At 57.9% G+C, this 16,078-nt stretch carries 14 protein-coding genes; all 14 read right to left on the bottom strand.

Features of this window, described 5'->3' with window-relative positions; all coding sequences use genetic code 11:
- Positions 1–126: 126 nt before the first annotated feature.
- A complete protein-coding gene (locus tag SMD10_RS10315) occupies positions 127–2,112 on the bottom strand; it encodes an acyltransferase family protein (RefSeq protein WP_331685597.1) in 1,986 nt (661 codons plus the stop codon).
- 53 nt (positions 2,113–2,165) lie between these two features.
- Positions 2,166–3,326 (bottom strand): glycosyltransferase family 4 protein, encoded by a 1,161-nt coding sequence (locus SMD10_RS10310; protein ID WP_331685596.1) that lies wholly within the window; start codon positions 3,324–3,326, stop codon positions 2,166–2,168.
- An 18-nt stretch (positions 3,327–3,344) separates the two neighbouring features.
- Positions 3,345–4,394, bottom strand: coding sequence for an EpsG family protein (locus tag SMD10_RS10305; RefSeq protein WP_331685595.1), 1,050 nt, complete (start codon positions 4,392–4,394; stop codon positions 3,345–3,347).
- A gap of 55 nt (positions 4,395–4,449) precedes the next feature.
- Positions 4,450–5,565, bottom strand: a complete 1,116-nt coding sequence (locus SMD10_RS10300) for a glycosyltransferase family 4 protein (RefSeq protein ID WP_331685594.1) — start codon at positions 5,563–5,565, stop codon at positions 4,450–4,452.
- Complete coding sequence (locus SMD10_RS10295; protein ID WP_331685593.1) at positions 5,562–6,698, bottom strand: glycosyltransferase; 1,137 nt, start codon at positions 6,696–6,698, stop codon at positions 5,562–5,564. The genes SMD10_RS10300 and SMD10_RS10295 overlap by 4 nt, the downstream gene beginning before the upstream one ends.
- Positions 6,695–7,795 (bottom strand): glycosyltransferase, encoded by a 1,101-nt coding sequence (locus SMD10_RS10290; RefSeq protein WP_331685592.1) that lies wholly within the window; start codon positions 7,793–7,795, stop codon positions 6,695–6,697. Before SMD10_RS10290 ends, SMD10_RS10295 begins: the two co-directional genes overlap by 4 nt.
- A gap of 39 nt (positions 7,796–7,834) precedes the next feature.
- Positions 7,835–8,395, bottom strand: coding sequence for an acyltransferase (locus SMD10_RS10285; protein WP_331685591.1), 561 nt, complete (start codon positions 8,393–8,395; stop codon positions 7,835–7,837).
- Positions 8,388–9,380, bottom strand: a complete 993-nt coding sequence (locus SMD10_RS10280; RefSeq protein WP_331685590.1) for a glycosyltransferase family 2 protein — start codon at positions 9,378–9,380, stop codon at positions 8,388–8,390. Before SMD10_RS10280 ends, SMD10_RS10285 begins: the two co-directional genes overlap by 8 nt.
- A gap of 34 nt (positions 9,381–9,414) precedes the next feature.
- Positions 9,415–10,338 (bottom strand): glycosyltransferase family 2 protein, encoded by a 924-nt coding sequence (locus SMD10_RS10275; protein WP_331685605.1) that lies wholly within the window; start codon positions 10,336–10,338, stop codon positions 9,415–9,417.
- Between the two features lie 23 nt (positions 10,339–10,361).
- On the bottom strand, positions 10,362–10,991 hold the full coding sequence (locus SMD10_RS10270; RefSeq protein WP_331685589.1) for a class I SAM-dependent methyltransferase: 630 nt from the start codon (positions 10,989–10,991) through the stop codon (positions 10,362–10,364).
- Positions 10,984–12,363: a lipopolysaccharide biosynthesis protein gene (locus tag SMD10_RS10265; protein ID WP_331685588.1), complete on the bottom strand. Its 1,380-nt coding sequence runs from the start codon at positions 12,361–12,363 to the stop codon at positions 10,984–10,986. The genes SMD10_RS10270 and SMD10_RS10265 overlap by 8 nt, the downstream gene beginning before the upstream one ends.
- Positions 12,364–13,644 carry a Vi polysaccharide biosynthesis UDP-N-acetylglucosamine C-6 dehydrogenase TviB gene (tviB, locus tag SMD10_RS10260; protein ID WP_331685604.1) on the bottom strand — a complete coding sequence of 427 codons (1,281 nt, stop codon included), beginning with the start codon at positions 13,642–13,644 and terminating at the stop codon, positions 12,364–12,366.
- Between the two features lie 517 nt (positions 13,645–14,161).
- Positions 14,162–15,196 carry an NAD-dependent epimerase gene (locus SMD10_RS10255; protein WP_331685587.1) on the bottom strand — a complete coding sequence of 345 codons (1,035 nt, stop codon included), beginning with the start codon at positions 15,194–15,196 and terminating at the stop codon, positions 14,162–14,164.
- 192 nt (positions 15,197–15,388) lie between these two features.
- Positions 15,389–16,078 carry a hypothetical protein gene (locus SMD10_RS10250; protein ID WP_331685586.1) on the bottom strand — a complete coding sequence of 230 codons (690 nt, stop codon included), beginning with the start codon at positions 16,076–16,078 and terminating at the stop codon, positions 15,389–15,391.

The following is a 16,078-nucleotide window of genomic DNA, read 5'->3' as shown; positions in this document are numbered from 1 at the left end:
CGATCAGGCCGCCATCATCGACGCCTGCTGCCAAGCCTGGAACCGCGCCACCGAAAATCTTGAGCGCATCATCTCGCTCTGCAACTATCCCTGGATCAAGGCGGTCACTTCATAGGCTCAGCGGTATCACTCCAGCCTCTTGTTTTCCCGCATGATGTGGCTGCCACCTATCGCCGATGCATCGCAACTTCGGCCACTCTTTCCGCGACACGCAGCCAGTGATTTGAAGATATTGTCGAACATCGGCCTGAGGACTTCCTGACCGGCGGGCGAAAGGTGATCGGCATCGACGTAATAGGGCGTCCCGTCCTCGGAAAGGTACTTGCATACCGAGTTCGGACAGAAATATTGGGCCGGCTCGATCACCGAGACCTTCTCCGGCCACAGATCCGCCGCGCGACGGAAAATCCGATCCACGTTTTGGATTTCATTCTCGTAGTCAACCGCTTTCATACCGGATCTCTCGAGCGTCCCCCCCTTGACCGCCCAAATAGCTCTCGCGACCGGGTCGTTTCGCGCGCTGACAGGGATATCTTGAAGAACGATGAGTCTAAACCCGGCACCGACGATCGCCTCCACATCCGCTGCAAACGATTTTTCGGTAATTCGGCTCGTCTTCCATAACGACAACGCCATTAGCGTGCCGACCCCTTTGTCCTTGGCTTGCGCCAGCACCGACTTAAGCACCGTCTTGTTGCAGTAGAACGGCTCCAGGGCATTGGATCCGAAGGCGCCAAGATCGCAGTTCCTGACCGCGAGCCAGGAGGGGATGCGCGTCTCCGTCGCGGCCTGTCCAACGATTTTTTTCAGCATATCGGCGTGCGAATCGCCAAGCAGAAGGATTCCGCCCTCGCCTGCGGCCTGGGAGATAGGGCACATCTCGGAACGCGGGTTCCAGATTCTCCAGATCTTTGGACAACGACTGTCACTGACGTGTTCTGCAACTTGGAAGAAGGGACGGACTTGTCGCGGATAGAGAAAAAGTGCGCCCTCGGAAAAAATAAATACGATGGAAACAGCGATTAAAGATGAGGAGGAAAGCGCGACCGCCCCAAAAACATTCTTAGGCCCACCCAGAAACCGACGCTGCCGAATTGGCTGCTCAACATATGTAAAACTTAAAGCCGCAAACAATATCGCAATTGCAATAAGGAACATGCTCTCCACCGGAGATGGAGACACGCGGTATTTCAAATACCAAAATGCGATAGGGGGCCAGTGCCAAAGATAGAGCCCGTAGGAAATTCTCCCAATGTATCGAATCGGCGCCGGTGAAAAGCCTCGGAACGGTTCTGCTTTTCGATCGAATATCACCAGCGCGACAGCAATGGCGCTACACGCGACGATTGCCTGAAGGTCGGGAAACCGGCCGCCTGGCACGATGCCACACGCCACAACCGCGATCAGACACAGTGCTGCAGCAATCCTCCGGACTGGGGAACTGGAACACTGCACCTTGGACAGAACGAGGTACGCCGCGATGCCGGCCATCAATTCCCAGGCGCGGAAGGGTATGAGGTAAAATACCGTCTTGGGACTGATATTCTTGATCAGATATCCGGAGTAAATTGACAAAAAAAATAAAATCGAGAATAATACATAAAACCATGCCTTATTTACAGGACGCTTCGGCCGCATCAATAATATAAGAGACCAAGCGATATAGAACTGCTCCTCGACTGCCAGCGACCAAGTGTGAAGCAGAGGCTTCAATTCTGCGCGATAAAAATAATCTCCTTCATTCCAAAAATAGAAATTTTGCAAGTAAATCGGCTGAGAAAAAAGTGACCGTCCGTAGCGAATCAAGTCACTTGGCCACAACAGCAGGATGGCAGCGATCGACGTTACCAGGAGAACGACGGCCAGTGCCGGCGCCAGCCGGCGAAAGCGAGCGAGATAGAAATCCTTGATACCGATGCGGCCGCTGGTCATTCCCTCGAGATACGACCGGCTGATGACAAAGCCGGACACAACGAAGAATACGTCCACACCAATATACCCTCCCCTGAAAATGTCTGGAAAATAATGAAATAATACGACCAGCGCGACTGCGAGGGCTCTTACGGTATCAACTTCCCCGATGTAATTCGAATGACTCCGATCCTGCTGCACTTCTGCTCCACCTGGGGACAGGGATGGTTGCTTCCCCGGAACGGCTCGAACCCTCAACATTTCGCTCCCTTACCCAGGACGATCCGGTCAACGATCTCAAGGTAGCGCTGGATCACGATCTGCTCGTCGAACTCTCGCTCCATCTTGACGCGACTGGCGGAGCCCATGGCACGCCGCTGGTCGGCGGGAAGGCGGATCATCGCCAGCATCTTCTCCGAAAGATCCTGCGGATCCCGCGGCTCGCAGAGATAGCCGTTGCCGCCATCGTCGACGACCTGCCGGCAGCCTGGCACATCTGTCGCGATCAACGGCTTGGCCATCGCGGCCGCCTCCAGCAGCGTGCGAGGCGTTCCTTCGCGATAGGATGGCAGCACGACGCAATCGACGTTGGCAAGCAGAGGCCGAACATCGTCCGCTGCGCCGAGATAGTCGACCAGCCCTGCCCCAACCCACCGTTCCACCGTGGTGCGGGGGATTGCCGTTCGATTTTCGACATCGAGAAAGCCGAGCAACTGGAACCGCGTATTCGGCGCCGATTGCCGCACGATGCGCGCGGCTTCCACATATTCGCCCACTCCCTTGTCCCAGAGAAGGCGCGCCACCAGCAGAAAGCGAAACGGCTCAGCTTCTCCTCGTTGCGCATTTTCCTTTGGCGAAAAGCGATCGAGATCGATGCCGGATCCGGGAACGAGCTTGGTCTGTTCGCGCTTCACCATCGCCTCGCGAACGAAAAGCTGACGATCGTCGTCGTTCTGAAAGAACACAGTGCGCGAACGGCATAGCGCGGCGCGATAGAGCAGCTTGACCAGCCCCGTGAGCCAGGTGTCTCGGATAAAAGCCGTGCCGAGCCCGGCGATGTTGTTCACCACCGGAATGCCGAGCGCGTGTGCGACCAGCGAACCGTAGACATTGGGCTTGACGGTGTAGCCGAGGAAGACGTCCGGCCGCTCGCGGCGCAAGAGGCGCCAGAATCGAAGCATCAACTTCAGATCATGAAGCGGCGACGTTCCTTTGTTGTCCATCGGCAGAGGGACATAACGGCACCCCAGCTCCGCGAGGCGCGCGGAATATTGATCCGGCGGCGCCGCAGCAACAACCTCGTAGCCGCGCCCCACCAACGCTCGAACGAGTCCGGCCCTGAAGTTATAGACGTTCCAGGCGGTGTTGATGGCCACGAGAACACGCGCCGCCCTTGCAGGCCCGGGACCTTTCATGGCCGACCTCACGCCGCATCAAATGTAGAATTGGTACGGCAGCCACGCATGGGCATGCGAAGCGAAAACCATCCAAACGAACTGGACGGACGCGCTATAGGACAGCACCGCCATGGCCATCAGCCGACTGTTGCCCTTCCCTCCCACTCTGCCCGGTATCCGGGACAAGACGAATAGCTGGATCGGGATTAGGTACAGCGCCATGCGATCGACGGCAGTCGAGGACGACGAGACGACCAGGAGCGGAACAAAGCCGAGCGCGAGGAGCGAAAAATAGGTCCACAGCTTCAGTTCGCGAGGGTTCGTTGCCAGCCGCTTGCGATAGATTAGGAAGACAACGGCAGGAATGGCGTTCATCATGACACGGATGGTGGCGCCCTGCGATTCGTACTGCGCCTCCACATAGTTCACCATGAACCGATCGACGCTCTCGGAGAGGAAGAGATAATAAAGAATGATCCCCGAGGCGGCGACCCAGACCGCCGTCCATAGCCGTCGCTCTGTGCCGGCGAGGATCGCGATCGGCACGATGGCGACCGCCGTTTTGTGGAAGCAGGCGGCAAGGGCCACCCACAGCACGAAGTTGAGCACCGAGCCTCGGGCCAACGCGGTCAGCCCCAGCATGGCGAGCCCGACGGCAACGGCCTGGCGCGTGTAGCCCATACCGACAACGATGACGAGGTAAGGAACGGCCACGACGAGGGCTAGCCATGGGCGTGGCTGATTGCGCGCAAAGACGATCAGGCCGCAGGTGAAGATTGCCGCGCAGACAAGATTGACCGCCCAGACGCCCCAACCAAGCTGACCGACCAGCCAGTTGACGAGGACATAGCCGGGATCGCCTCCCTCCCAGATGTCGGAAAAGGACGTATGGGAGGCGCTCTGCAGGTGAAGGAGATAGCTGCTCCAATCGCCGCCGACTTCGTAGCGAAGGCCGATGAATAGCGTCAGCAGCACCCCGAACACGATCCAGCCCGGCGTCGGCGCAGCGCCCCGCCGCCGCCAGCGCCCCCGCTCGGCGGTGGCCGCGAAGGCGGGTACGGCGAAGAGGATCCAGTAGGGCAGCATGCGTGATCAGATCACAACAGTGATGCTGCAAATGGCTTTTGAATACGATGAACCGTCAAGCCAGCAGAGAAGCGTGTAGCGCAGCGATTCTCTGAGCGAGTTCGGGAAAACCAAAATCGCGCACCCGCTCTCGCCCGTAGGAGACCAGAAGCTGTGAGCTGGACGGTGACGACAGCGCGAACTCGATTGCGGTTGCAACAGCATCGGCATCATCAGGCGAGAAATATAGCCCTTTACCCTCAGTGATTTCCTGAAAGACGGCGATGTCACTGAGCACCATTGGCTTTCCGGCGGCCATTGCCTCGAGAATGGGGATACCGAATCCTTCGTAGCTCGACGGAAATACGAACAGGCTGCAAAGCGAATACATATTCCGGACCTCCCGATCGCTCAAAGCACTCAGGATCCATACTGAGTTCGTCAGACCCGCGGCATTGACGGCTTGGCGGATGAGGGTACCATAGCCGCTGTCATTGCCCACGATGACGAGAGGGACGGACCGGCCGCGATCCCGCAGCAGCGCGATCGCCTCAATGAGACGCAGATAATTCTTGCGCCGCTCGAGATGGCCAACGGCCAGGACGAACTCGCTTGGCAGGCCGAACTTGCACCTCACCGCGCTTTGCTCATCTTCGGTGCTCAGTTCGAAGGCTTGCGCTTCCAATCCATTGTAGACGACCGATACTTCGGCTCGCGGTTGAAAATTCAGGATTTCTTGGCGCATCGTCTGCGATACCGTGATGATCCGATCGGCCGCGGACAGCGCGCGCGCCAGGATACGGCTATAGACCTTGCGTTCCAGAACGGGCCAGTCCGCGTGAAGCCGGCGGGTGTCGTGGATGGTCAGGACGTTTGCCCCGCGGCGCATCGAAAGGAAAGGCAGATTGAACCCTTCCAGGAGGTCGAGCCCGTCGCGGCTGAAGCCGCCGGCCGAAAAGCGCAGCAGATTTGCTACCTTGCGGACCCGGCCCTGACTGGGAATCGGAGTCCGACGCACCGTCACATTGGTGGCGTCGGCAAACCAGGCGGCCACGTGGCAGTCGGCGGGCTCATAGACGACGAACTCGGTGTCGGGCGAGCTGCGCACCAGTTCACCGTAGATGCCGGCGAAGCGCTGGCTGGCGCCGGAGGGACGCCGGTTGAAGCAGGTGGCGTTGAGCCCGACCCTCACGAGCAGACGCCCACCGCATCGCTGGACAGTCCGAGCACTTCGAAATGCCGCCGGATGACGGCCTCTTCCTCGAACGGCGCGACCGCCTCGTCAAGAAGCGGCTTGGGGATCGGGTGGTCCAATGCGTGCTCGATGGCCGCCGCCATCGCCACCGGATCGCGCATCGGCACTAAGTAGCCGTACTTGCCATCCTGCAGCACCTCACGCGGGCCGGTCGGACAGTCCGTGGCCACCGGCGTACAGCCGCTCATCATAGCTTCGACAAGCACATTAGGTAAGCCTTCAGCGTAAGATGCCAGCACGAATACGTCTGATCGAGAGAAGTACTTGAGAGGATTATCGACATTTCCGGGCATCTCGACATATTCCGAGATCCCCAGATCCTCTGCCAATTGCTCAAGCTCGCGACGTAAATATCCTTCGCCCAAGATCAACAAATGACAATTTCGCGTCTGACGAGCGATCGAGAACGCTCGGATTAGGTCGACAAACCCTTTGCGTTTCGTCAAAGTACCCGCGGATACGATGAGAGGCTCTTCCTTACTTTTAAGCCAACGATGATCAACATTCTCGGACGCCCGCTGCGCTGAACGCTCGTCTTTTATGATATTGTAAACCCATGTATGCGGTGCATTGCGGAATACCTGTTGATACATGCCGACCATATCCCTAGAGACGCATGTCAACGCATTTGCTCGCCACATCACCATTTTCATTGTCTGCTTGAGCCACCATCCTTTCGAGAACCACCGGCTCGAGTAGGCTTGCCTGTCAGTAGGTAGAATGCGCGATGAACCGCTCACTTTTGCAGTTGAACGGGAAAGGATGCAGGCTGCCAAAAGGATGATCGTCAGATGATCTTCAGCGGAAAAAGCCACGTCAGGTCGCGCAGCCCGCAAGTATCGCCATAGCGGAATCAGCATGCCCCGCACGTTCCGCGTCTGAAGCTTGATGACGGAGACCGCCGGAATATCAGGGATCGGCTGATCCGGATCGATCCGGCCGACGACAAGGTCAACCGAGTGACCCCGATCAGCCAATGCCCGCGCAAACCGCATCTGTGCCAGCGGCACGCCGGCAATGGAGTAACGCGGCATGACCACACAGATCTTCATGGGATTGAGAGTGCTCACGTGTGACTCGGATTCTTTGGGTTCGCGATCCCGAGAATATGGGCCATCCGTTTACAGGCGGCGGCGCGCGAAAACTGGCCCTCATAGAGAGCCCGCAAGGCAGGGTCGAATTCCGGCAATTCCATCGCCTCAGCCTCGGCCAGCGCCGCAACAAAATCGTCTGCCGTCGCGCAGCACCAGCCCGCGCCTTCGGCCACGTCCTCATATCCGGAGAAGGCCTCGGCCGTGCCGATGATCTTCTTGCCGAACATCAGCGCCTCGGCCACCTTGGTCTTCATGCCCGATCCGTCGAAAATCGGGGCAATCACAAACCGCGCGCGGCGGTACCAGTCGGCCAAGCTGTCCACCGCGCCGACGACGACGACTTTGCCGGGCACTTCAAGCTCCGCCCGCATCGCCTCGAAGCCGCGTCCGACGATGTAGAGGGGCAGGTCAATGCGCGGCACCACCTCACGGACAAACCAGGCGATGCCATCCCGGTTGGCATAGAACGTGCCGCCCACGAACAGGGCGAACCGCTCCGGCTTTGAACCCGACGCCGCGACTAACTCCGCCGGGCACTGGTCCTCCAACGCCATCGGCGCGATGTGCGTCGCGCCTCGACCATACAGCCTCTTCAACATTCGGCTGTCGCGCTCACTCAGGCAGACGATCTTGTCACTGCCGCGCACCGCTTTGCGCTCGGCGAGGTAGTTCGCCATCAGAACCGCCAGCGCCCGCGGCGTTCTCCGGGCCAAGAAGGAGCCCCAGAAAAAGCGTGCCTCGACATTGTGGAAAAAGGTGATCACTTCGACGGCCGGCCGGCGCCGCTTGATGAACGGGATGATGCCGCCGAGATTTGAGCCGTCTAGGAATACCTTCTCGGCGCTTTCACCATCGATGATGGCGAGCGCGGACCGGATGGTTTCCGCGTTCAGGCCATCCATATGGCCTCGGAACGCACTCAGGTACCCGCGTATATCTTTCAGATTGCGAGCCGGCAGATCGATGTAAACCAACTCGCTACCGTACAGCGACTGCAAGACATCGCGGTTGAGTTTACCCAACAGTTCACGCCCTCCTTTCGGGTCTGGTGCATTCATCTTGCCAATCAGCACCAGCGCATCTCGACGCCGCGTCATCAGACTGAAGCTACGCTATTGGCGCCGGCGAATGACTTTTGCCGGAACACCGACTACGACGGCGAACGCTTCCACTGATCTTGTTACAACCGCGCCCGCACCAATCACCGCCCCCCTGCCGACAACGACGCCATCAAGTATTCTCACTCCGGCGCCGATCCAAACATTGTCTTCGATGACGACGCCTTTTCTTGTCAAACCCTGGTCTTTGATCGGCGTCTGCGCGTTCGAGAACACGTGGTTCGATGGAACAACGACCGTATGGCTCGCGATCCGCACACCATTTCCGATCCTCAGCCCGCCTCCGCCGTACAAAACCGAATACGCGTGCACAGAGCAATCATCACCGATATCCACCCGACCGCCGTGCGGTCTAATAATCACGCCACGATCGACAAGCGTTCTTGCTCCCAGCGTTATTCTTCCACCCGATGGCTCGAAGATCGCTGCCGGATCGATGTTGGCGGTTGAATCGACAACCACCCCACGCAAACGCAGATTGATGATCTTTAGCCGGCGGCGCGCCCGACGAAGGAGACGAACGCCCGTGTATGGGAGAACGAGCAGTCTACGCACTAAAGTTGAGCCGCTCTGTTTCGATCTTCACCACGGCTTGGGCGGCAAGAAACTCTTTATGCGTTTTGCGCACTTTGCCCTGCAAGCGGTCTTTGGCCGCCAACGTTTCGGATAGAGGCCACACGAGAGCAAACAAAGCAACATCGCGCCATTCCGCTCGCCAAAGCTTGAGCGCCTTGTCCAGCGGAATCTCGCCATGCCTGCAGTACCGAAGGTAGTTGATAGCGCGGCGCAAACTCTCCTTCCTATTCAATAATTTAGCGGCGGCTTCACGGCTGAGCGCCATGGCGTGAGCATGACCACGATTGTAAGACATATGGCCGCTATGGGAAAGTGCATTAGGCTGTCGGTAATACTTTCTTTCCAAGACAATCGGTAGAAATCGCGTTTTTCGGATGCCGATCTTGTTCCAAACCGACGACTCTGATACTAGAAAATCGACTTCAAGGAATGGGTTTTCTTTCAAAAGTTCGGCTCGGGTGAAAATCACCAGATCCGAGTTGAGACGGTAAAAGAGCTCGTTCCAGCTTAAGTCGATCGTCTTATCCTTGGGATAAAACGGATTGCCAAGGACCTCCTCGTCTGTATCGCACAGAGCCGAAATACTGCAAAACTGCTCTCGTTCCGCGGCTGGAATCGATGCCCACGCGTCTACGAGCGTTTGCAACGCTTGCGGAAAGAAAAAATCATCCGAGTCGCACCAAATAATGAACTCGCCCCGCGCAATACGGACAGCCTCGTTGTCCATCCGCGATTTGCCGATCCGGCACGACGCGTTGATGAGGGTGACGGGGAAGTCGGATTTTGCGGCAAGTTCGTAGACTACCTCGATGGTATTGTCTTCTGACCCGTCATTGGCGACAATCCATTCGAAATTTCGATACGCCTGAGCCGCCAAGCCCTCCCAAACTTTTTGAAGATAGGCTGCTCGATTCCAGGTTGGCGTTAAAACGGATACGGAAGGACTAGCGCGCCATTCACCCATTATACGTCATAGTCTCCCATTTCCACATGATTTTCTAATTAATTCTACTAGAAATTCTTTCTATTATTTCTGCCACATACGGCCCGAACCGCTGAAGATTCTTTCCATAACGTCCTAAAGGTATTTTTTCGTATCCATTCGAACTGAATTCTTTAGATAAACAAAAAAACCTTTTGGCCCATGCAGGATTCTTCAATATGTACCAACGTCCAACGCTCCATATCTTAAGCGCTAGAACCGAGCGAACGTTCGGGTCGCTTATGTTTCGCAACGGCTCGATTGCGGACGTCAGGTTGCTGAATTCAACCCATGGCTTTGGCGCTCTGTTGGTTATCCTAAACGGTGATGCATGATGGCGCTGATAGAAACAATGTATATCCTGCCGAACGAACGAATATCCATCTAAAAAGATTCTTATATTAAGATTCCATTCCTGTCTTGATTTAAGTCGTTCATCGAACCCCCCTAAATTCAACAACGCTCTGCGCGGATATAACGGTAAGCTAATTAATATTCCTTTCCGAACCAGATCGATGAGATTGACGCGTTCATACGCAACTATAGGATATTTAAGTATAGATATATTTCCATTCTCATGTATTTCCTTTAATCCACCATACACAATCTCTTTGCTGTGGATATTTCCAAGATAACTAACTTGCTTTTCGATACAATCTTCTTCTAAAAAATCATCGGCATCTAGAAATTTAATATATTGGCCGGAAGACTTTTTAAATCCGATATTCCGTGCTCTGTTTGCGCCGCCATTTTCGACGTCGATTATTCTAATTTTATCTCCGAACATCCCGATTACATCACGCGACTTATCGGTTGACCCGTCGTTTACAACGATTATTTCGATATTTTCATAGCTTTGACCGAGACTACTCTCTATTGCATCAGAAATGTACATTTCCGCGTTCCAACAGGGGATTATAATCGATACCTTTGGGTTCATATCGGAAATAGAAGACGTTTTACTCATGATTTCGTATTGGATATAATAAATCTGTGATAGGGCATTTCCTTAACGCGGTAACTTCGGGACGTCGGAGCTATCCGGTCCAGGTCTTTCAATACATCATCAACTATATGTCCGCGCTTGTTGATCTCCCAATGGTGCTCTCCATCGAACCGATGTGCCTCAGCCCGAGCGAACGGACGTCGCATTAGCCAGTCAAAATTGCCGATCTTGGGCAGATAGAACACATAACGCCAGACCGGTTTGGCATCGGGCAGGCTGATGATGACATGGCCACGGCTGACGCGCGTCATTTCCCGGAAGGCCTGCAACGCTACATCATAGGGGAGATGCTCAAGCATCTGGAACGCGCACACGACATCGAAACTATTGTCCGCGAAGGGCAATGCCGTCGCCGAGCCCACATGATCGGGCTTCAGCTCCGGATCGATGTCGAGGGTCTCGACCGCCAGGCCGAACAGACCTGCCGTGGCCTTGAACAGACCCGGTCCCGGTCCGATTTCGAGCACGCGCTCCGGCTTCAGACGGATCACCTCGTCAAGCTGGTGCCACACGCTGTTCCAGCGCGCCTTGCTCATGTACCGCTGGAATCCGTAGTGGCTCTTATCAACCTGCTTGGCTTCATTCATGGATTGGCTTTCCACTCCGTTGGATCACCCAGAGAATCAACCACGCGTAGGCGACGATGCCAAAGATGGAAAACAGCGCGACTGCAGCAATATCGCTTCCAAAGATGACGAACCCAAGCCAAAGCGCCAGGACTTTTGTGCCTGTACTGGCGATTTCATAGACTAGAAGGCCGCCCTGCAGTTTCAATGCCGGAATAGCTGATACTGCGGGTCTGTTGATGTACTGAAAGAATAGCCATAGGGATAGCCATTGGCCGTACTCCCCAGCCGTACGCCAGCCGGCTCCGAACACAAGCGCAAACAGCCACGGCCCTGCTACCATGACAGCGAGGAACGGCAAGGCGCCAGTCGCCGCCATGCCCACCGTCGCCCTGACAATCAGCGAGCGGGCGTTTTCTCCGTTGTGGATGGCTTCGTTGATGCGCGGATAGAAAACCGCCGTCACCGAGCCGCCGATCAGAGTGATCGGTATGCCCAGAACCGCAATGACGATGCTGTACTGCCCTGCCGCGCCGGGGCCGAAGTACGCTGCAAGCAAGAGCATGGGCAGGCTCTGCGAAAGAGCGTTAATGAGATTCTGAGGCGTGCGAAGCAAAGGAAAATCATAGTGCTCGCGCGCTAATGCGCCCAAGCTTGCGCCAACTTGGGTTGATGGCTGGGCTTCAGCTTCTGCGGATTTTCTGGCGTGCCTGCGCCAGCCCGTAAAGGTCAGCAGTACGCCGACGAGCGCACCCACGGTGTTCGCGAGAATGAGGCCGATAGCGCCCGGATGAGCAAATCCGAGGCCATACTTTGAACTGCCAACCAGGAATGCCGTGACAACACTATAGCGGGCACTGACACCATATGCCTTTTTGCGGATCAGCCATTGTCCGAGCACGCTGCCAAGAACGCCGACAAACACAGCGATTGGGATGATATAGATGAATCCCGCTATCGCTTCGGCATTGAGCAACCGCAGGATTTTGGCGCCGAAGACGGACAGAACAAGAGTTGCCAAGAGGCAAGTAGCTACCGCAGTCAACATCGACAGCTTCGCGATACCAATTGCCTCATTGTCGCGGCGTGGAAGGACGATGGCAATGGGATAGCCCATAGCCGCGACGACGCCGAAGAGGCTGACCACCGAGTTGAAAATGCCCTGGAGGCCGTAGGCTTCTGGCCCGTACATGCGGGTGATCAGCGGCGCGAACGCCATGCTGATGGCCTGTGCTGCGGCTGTGCCGGTGGCAACAGTGGCCACATTGCGAACAAAGGGTCGGCTGGTGAAGGCGCGTAGCTTCGCGGTGCGGCCGACCACGGCGGCCGCAGCCGCCTTCCATCCGAACGATGTCCCCTTCGTCGCGATAAGACCAAGTCGCCCTTCAATCATCTACAACCGGCCGTCCGTTGCGTCCTTCGGGAAGACACCCTTGACATCGTAGAGCACGGCACCGGGCTTGCCGAGGCCCCGGACGGCGCTTGCGCCCATGGCGAGGAACTGGCGATGGCCGACGGCGACGACGATGCCGTCATATGTGCCCGCTTCGGGCGAGGCGGCCAAACAGTCGAAGCCGTATTCGTTGTGACACTCCTCGCGCGACACCCAGGGGTCCCAGATGTCGACGACAGCGTTGAACTGCTGCAGCTCGGAGACGATGTCGACCACCTTGGAATTGCGCAAGTCAGGGCAATTCTCCTTGAAGGTGATGCCCATCACCAGGATGCGGCTGCCGACCACCGGAAAGCCGCGCTTCATCATCGCGCGCGCCACCTGATCGGCGACGTGATGGCCCATGCGGTCGTTGATCCGCCGGCCCGCGAGGATCACCTCCGGGTGGTAGCCGAGCTCCTGCGCCCGATGCGTCAAATAATAGGGGTCGACGCCGATGCAGTGGCCGCCGACAAGGCCCGGCCGAAACGGCAGAAAATTCCACTTCGTGCCGGCGGCGGAGAGCACCTCCAGCGTGTCGATGTTCATCCGGTCGAAGATGATCGACAATTCGTTCATCAGCGCGATGTTGAGGTCGCGCTGGGTGTTCTCGATCACCTTGGCAGCCTCCGCCACCTCGATCGAGCTCGCCTTGTGGGTGCCGCTGACGACGATCGAGCCGTAGAGCCGGTCGACGACCTCGGCGGCCTCCGGCGTCGACCCACTGGTCACCTTGACGATGGTGGTCAGCCGGTGCTCCTTGTCGCCGGGATTGGCCCGCTCCGGGCTGTAACCGAGAAAGAAGCCTTCGTTCAACTTCAGCCCCGACAGCCGCTCGAGGATCGGGCCACAGACCTCGCGCGTGCAGCCGGGATAGACGGTCGACTCGTAGACGACGATGGCGCCGGGCGAGATCACCTGGCCGACCGTTTCCGTCGCCCGGATCAGCGGCGCCAAGTCCGGCCGATTGGCGCGGTCGATCGGCGTCGGAACGGTAACGATGAAGATGCCGCACTTGCCGAGAGCTTTGAGATCGTCGGTGTATTCGATGAACTCGGCGGCTTTCAGGCTCTCAGGCTCGACTTCGAGAGTGTCGTCGCGACCGCTGCGCAGCTCTTCGATCCGCTCGCGGCGAATGTCGAAACCGATGACCGGCCGCGTCTTGCCAAACTCGACGGCGACCGGCAGCCCGACATAGCCGAGCCCGATCACCGCGATGGTGGCGCTATCGACATCCACCATAGCGCCTTCGAAGGTCGCCGGCTCCCACAAAGTCTTCGTAGTGGTGCGGGGATTGGGGTTTACAGTATCCATCACCAAGCTTTCCCCCTTCATGCAAGGTTGCTCTGGCATTCAGGCGGCTTCTTCCGCGATACGGAGGAGGTACAGGCCGTAAGGACCCACGGTGTCAGGTCGAGGCAGGGCTGGCAGAGCGCAATAATCGCCTTGCAATCCGCGATGTCGCGCCTGAACCAAGCGGTTGGCTTTCAACAACCAGATCCAGCGAGGTCGGGATTGGCCGCATCGATCCTGGTCGGGATAAGCAAACGCCACAGTTCGGTTTCCTCCAAGGGAGGCGCGGCACGGCGGTCGAGACTGTGTAGAAAAGCTCTCCGTCGGGTTCGAGCGTCGGAAAACCGTGGGCAAAGCCGACGGGAGTGAGGATCAGGCTCGTTCCTTCGAAAATCCGAGACCTTTCGTCGGAAGGGTGATAACGGCCCACGCGATTTGCCCGTCCCGCTGGAATGGCCGCAGGGGATCACGCTCGGACCCCCGTTCTATAATATTCGGAATACCACTCCACGAAGCGGCGCACGCCTTCCCTGACTGGCGTCGCGGGCCGGTAGCCGACCGTCTTCTCCAGCTCGGAGACATCGGCGAAGGTCGCAGGCACGTCGCCGGGCTGCAGCGGCAGGAGCTCGCGCTCGGCCTTGCGACCCAGCGCCTCCTCCAGCGCCTCGACATAGTCGAGGAGCCTCACCGGCTGACTGTTGCCGATGTTGAAGATGCGAAAGGGGGCGTTCGAGGTCGCGGGGTCAGGAACGTTGCTATCCCAGTCGGGGTTCGGGCGGGCAACATCGTCGTTCGCTCGGATCACACCCTCGGCGATGTCGTCGACATAGGTGAAGTCGCGAACATGATCGCCGCCATTGAAGAGACGGATCGGCTTGCCCTTGAGGATCGATCGCGTGAACAGGAACAGCGCCATGTCCGGCCGGCCCCATGGGCCATAGACGGTGAAGAAACGGAGGCCCGTCGTCGGCAACCGAAAGAGATGGCTGTAGGCGTGCGCCATCAGTTCGTTCGCTCGTTTGGTCGCGGCGTAGAACTGCAGCGGGTGATCGACTCCGCTGTGCTCGGAAAACGGCATCGCCGTGTTGGCGCCGTAGACGCTCGACGTCGAGGCGTAAGTCAGATGCTCGACCTCAAAGTGTCGGCAGGCCTCGAGGATGTTGGTGAAGCCGACGACGTTGCTTTCTACATAGGCCTGCGGATTTTCCAGAGAATAACGCACCCCGGCCTGGGCGGCGAGATTGATCACTCGATCGGGCCGATGCGTCTCGAAGGCGGCGGTGACCGCGGCGCCGTCGGCCAGGTTGGCACGAACGAAGGCATAGCCGCCGTTGGTCTTGCGCGCCGCCGCTTCGAGAACCGTGAGCCTCGCCTCCTTCAGGGCGGGATCATAATAGTCGTTGACGACATCGAAACCGACGACCGTGTCGCCACGCTCCAGCAGCCGCCGAGCGACATGGAAGCCGATAAAACCGGCGTTGCCTGTAACGAGAATCTTCATCGATCGCAGCCGTTCGCCTTGCTTCGCGCAAGCATGCTTTCACGATCGGCATCTTCGAATGCCTGCTTTCGTCGGCGCTGAGACGCCTCGGTTCGCTGACCGCGCCGACCAGCAGCGTATGGAGAGCGATATACCAATGCAGTCAAGATGTTCAGCTCTCCGGGAAGCTCGGGCAGGACGGGACGGTGAGCGTCAGTCTTGGGGCAGACGATCGTCGTTGGACTGCACCACCCGCCCTTCCCTGCCGAGCATCGAAACAAGCAACTCGCGGCGCCACGGTTCTTCGGGAGAGACGTCGATTGCACTCAACACCGATCCAATCCCATGCATCCGGTCGGCGATCCTCTGGATATCCTGGCGACGGCCCCAGTTGAAAAGCACAAGGAGGTCGCCGGCCAGGACGTCGCGAATCTCGTCGACGCCGGCGGAAAACAGCCGCGCCGCGACACCGATGCGGCGATGGATGACAGCGCCTTCGTTGGGGGTCGTCCAGGCGGAAAGCTTCATCTTTTGGATGGCCGGAGCCGCCGGGCCGACCAGTCGCGTCTCAAGGTTTGCCTGAAGCAGCCAGGCCTCCCCGTCCGTCGGAAAGCAGCGCAAAAGCACCCGGCCGGCGTCCAGAGTTGCGGCGCTGGCGGCATCCAAGGCGTCGAGCGATACGGTCGGCGACGTCATGATCGTATCGAGCCGTTGGAGCTGCAGGTCGTATTCTGCAGTGGCGCGCCGTCGGCTGCATGAGCGTCGCGTCCCGACGTCGCTCAAGAGCATATCGAGCCATCGGGATGCGTCGTCGGACGGCTTGATCTGGAGATGTCGCGCAGCGCCGGCCGAGGCTTCGAGACGGGCGGCATCGACATCGTCCAGCAGGAAAACCATCGCCAT

Origin of the sequence: Consotaella aegiceratis (genome assembly GCF_036541425.1) — a bacterium.
Lineage (GTDB): Bacteria > Pseudomonadota > Alphaproteobacteria > Rhizobiales > Rhizobiaceae > Consotaella > Consotaella aegiceratis.
This window is presented reverse-complemented; position numbering and strand designations above follow the sequence as displayed.

What these genes read in the sequence shown, in the direction of transcription:
- SMD10_RS10305 (WP_331685595.1), bottom strand. Translation starts at nt 4,394, where the DNA reads ATGCTGCCCTACTGGATCCTCTTCGCCGTACCCGCCTTCGCGGCCACC.
- SMD10_RS10250 (WP_331685586.1), bottom strand. Translation starts at nt 16,078, where the DNA reads ATGGCGATGGTTTTCCTGCTGGACGATGTCGATGCCGCCCGTCTCGAA.
- SMD10_RS10255 (WP_331685587.1), bottom strand. Translation starts at nt 15,196, where the DNA reads ATGAAGATTCTCGTTACAGGCAACGCCGGTTTTATCGGCTTCCATGTC.
- SMD10_RS10275 (WP_331685605.1), bottom strand. Translation starts at nt 10,338, where the DNA reads ATGAACCCAAAGGTATCGATTATAATCCCCTGTTGGAACGCGGAAATG.
- SMD10_RS10265 (WP_331685588.1), bottom strand. Translation starts at nt 12,363, where the DNA reads ATGATTGAAGGGCGACTTGGTCTTATCGCGACGAAGGGGACATCGTTC.
- tviB (WP_331685604.1), bottom strand. Translation starts at nt 13,644, where the DNA reads ATGGTGGATGTCGATAGCGCCACCATCGCGGTGATCGGGCTCGGCTAT.
- SMD10_RS10280 (WP_331685590.1), bottom strand. Translation starts at nt 9,380, where the DNA reads ATGGGTGAATGGCGCGCTAGTCCTTCCGTATCCGTTTTAACGCCAACC.
- SMD10_RS10270 (WP_331685589.1), bottom strand. Translation starts at nt 10,991, where the DNA reads ATGAATGAAGCCAAGCAGGTTGATAAGAGCCACTACGGATTCCAGCGG.
- SMD10_RS10310 (WP_331685596.1), bottom strand. Translation starts at nt 3,326, where the DNA reads ATGAAAGGTCCCGGGCCTGCAAGGGCGGCGCGTGTTCTCGTGGCCATC.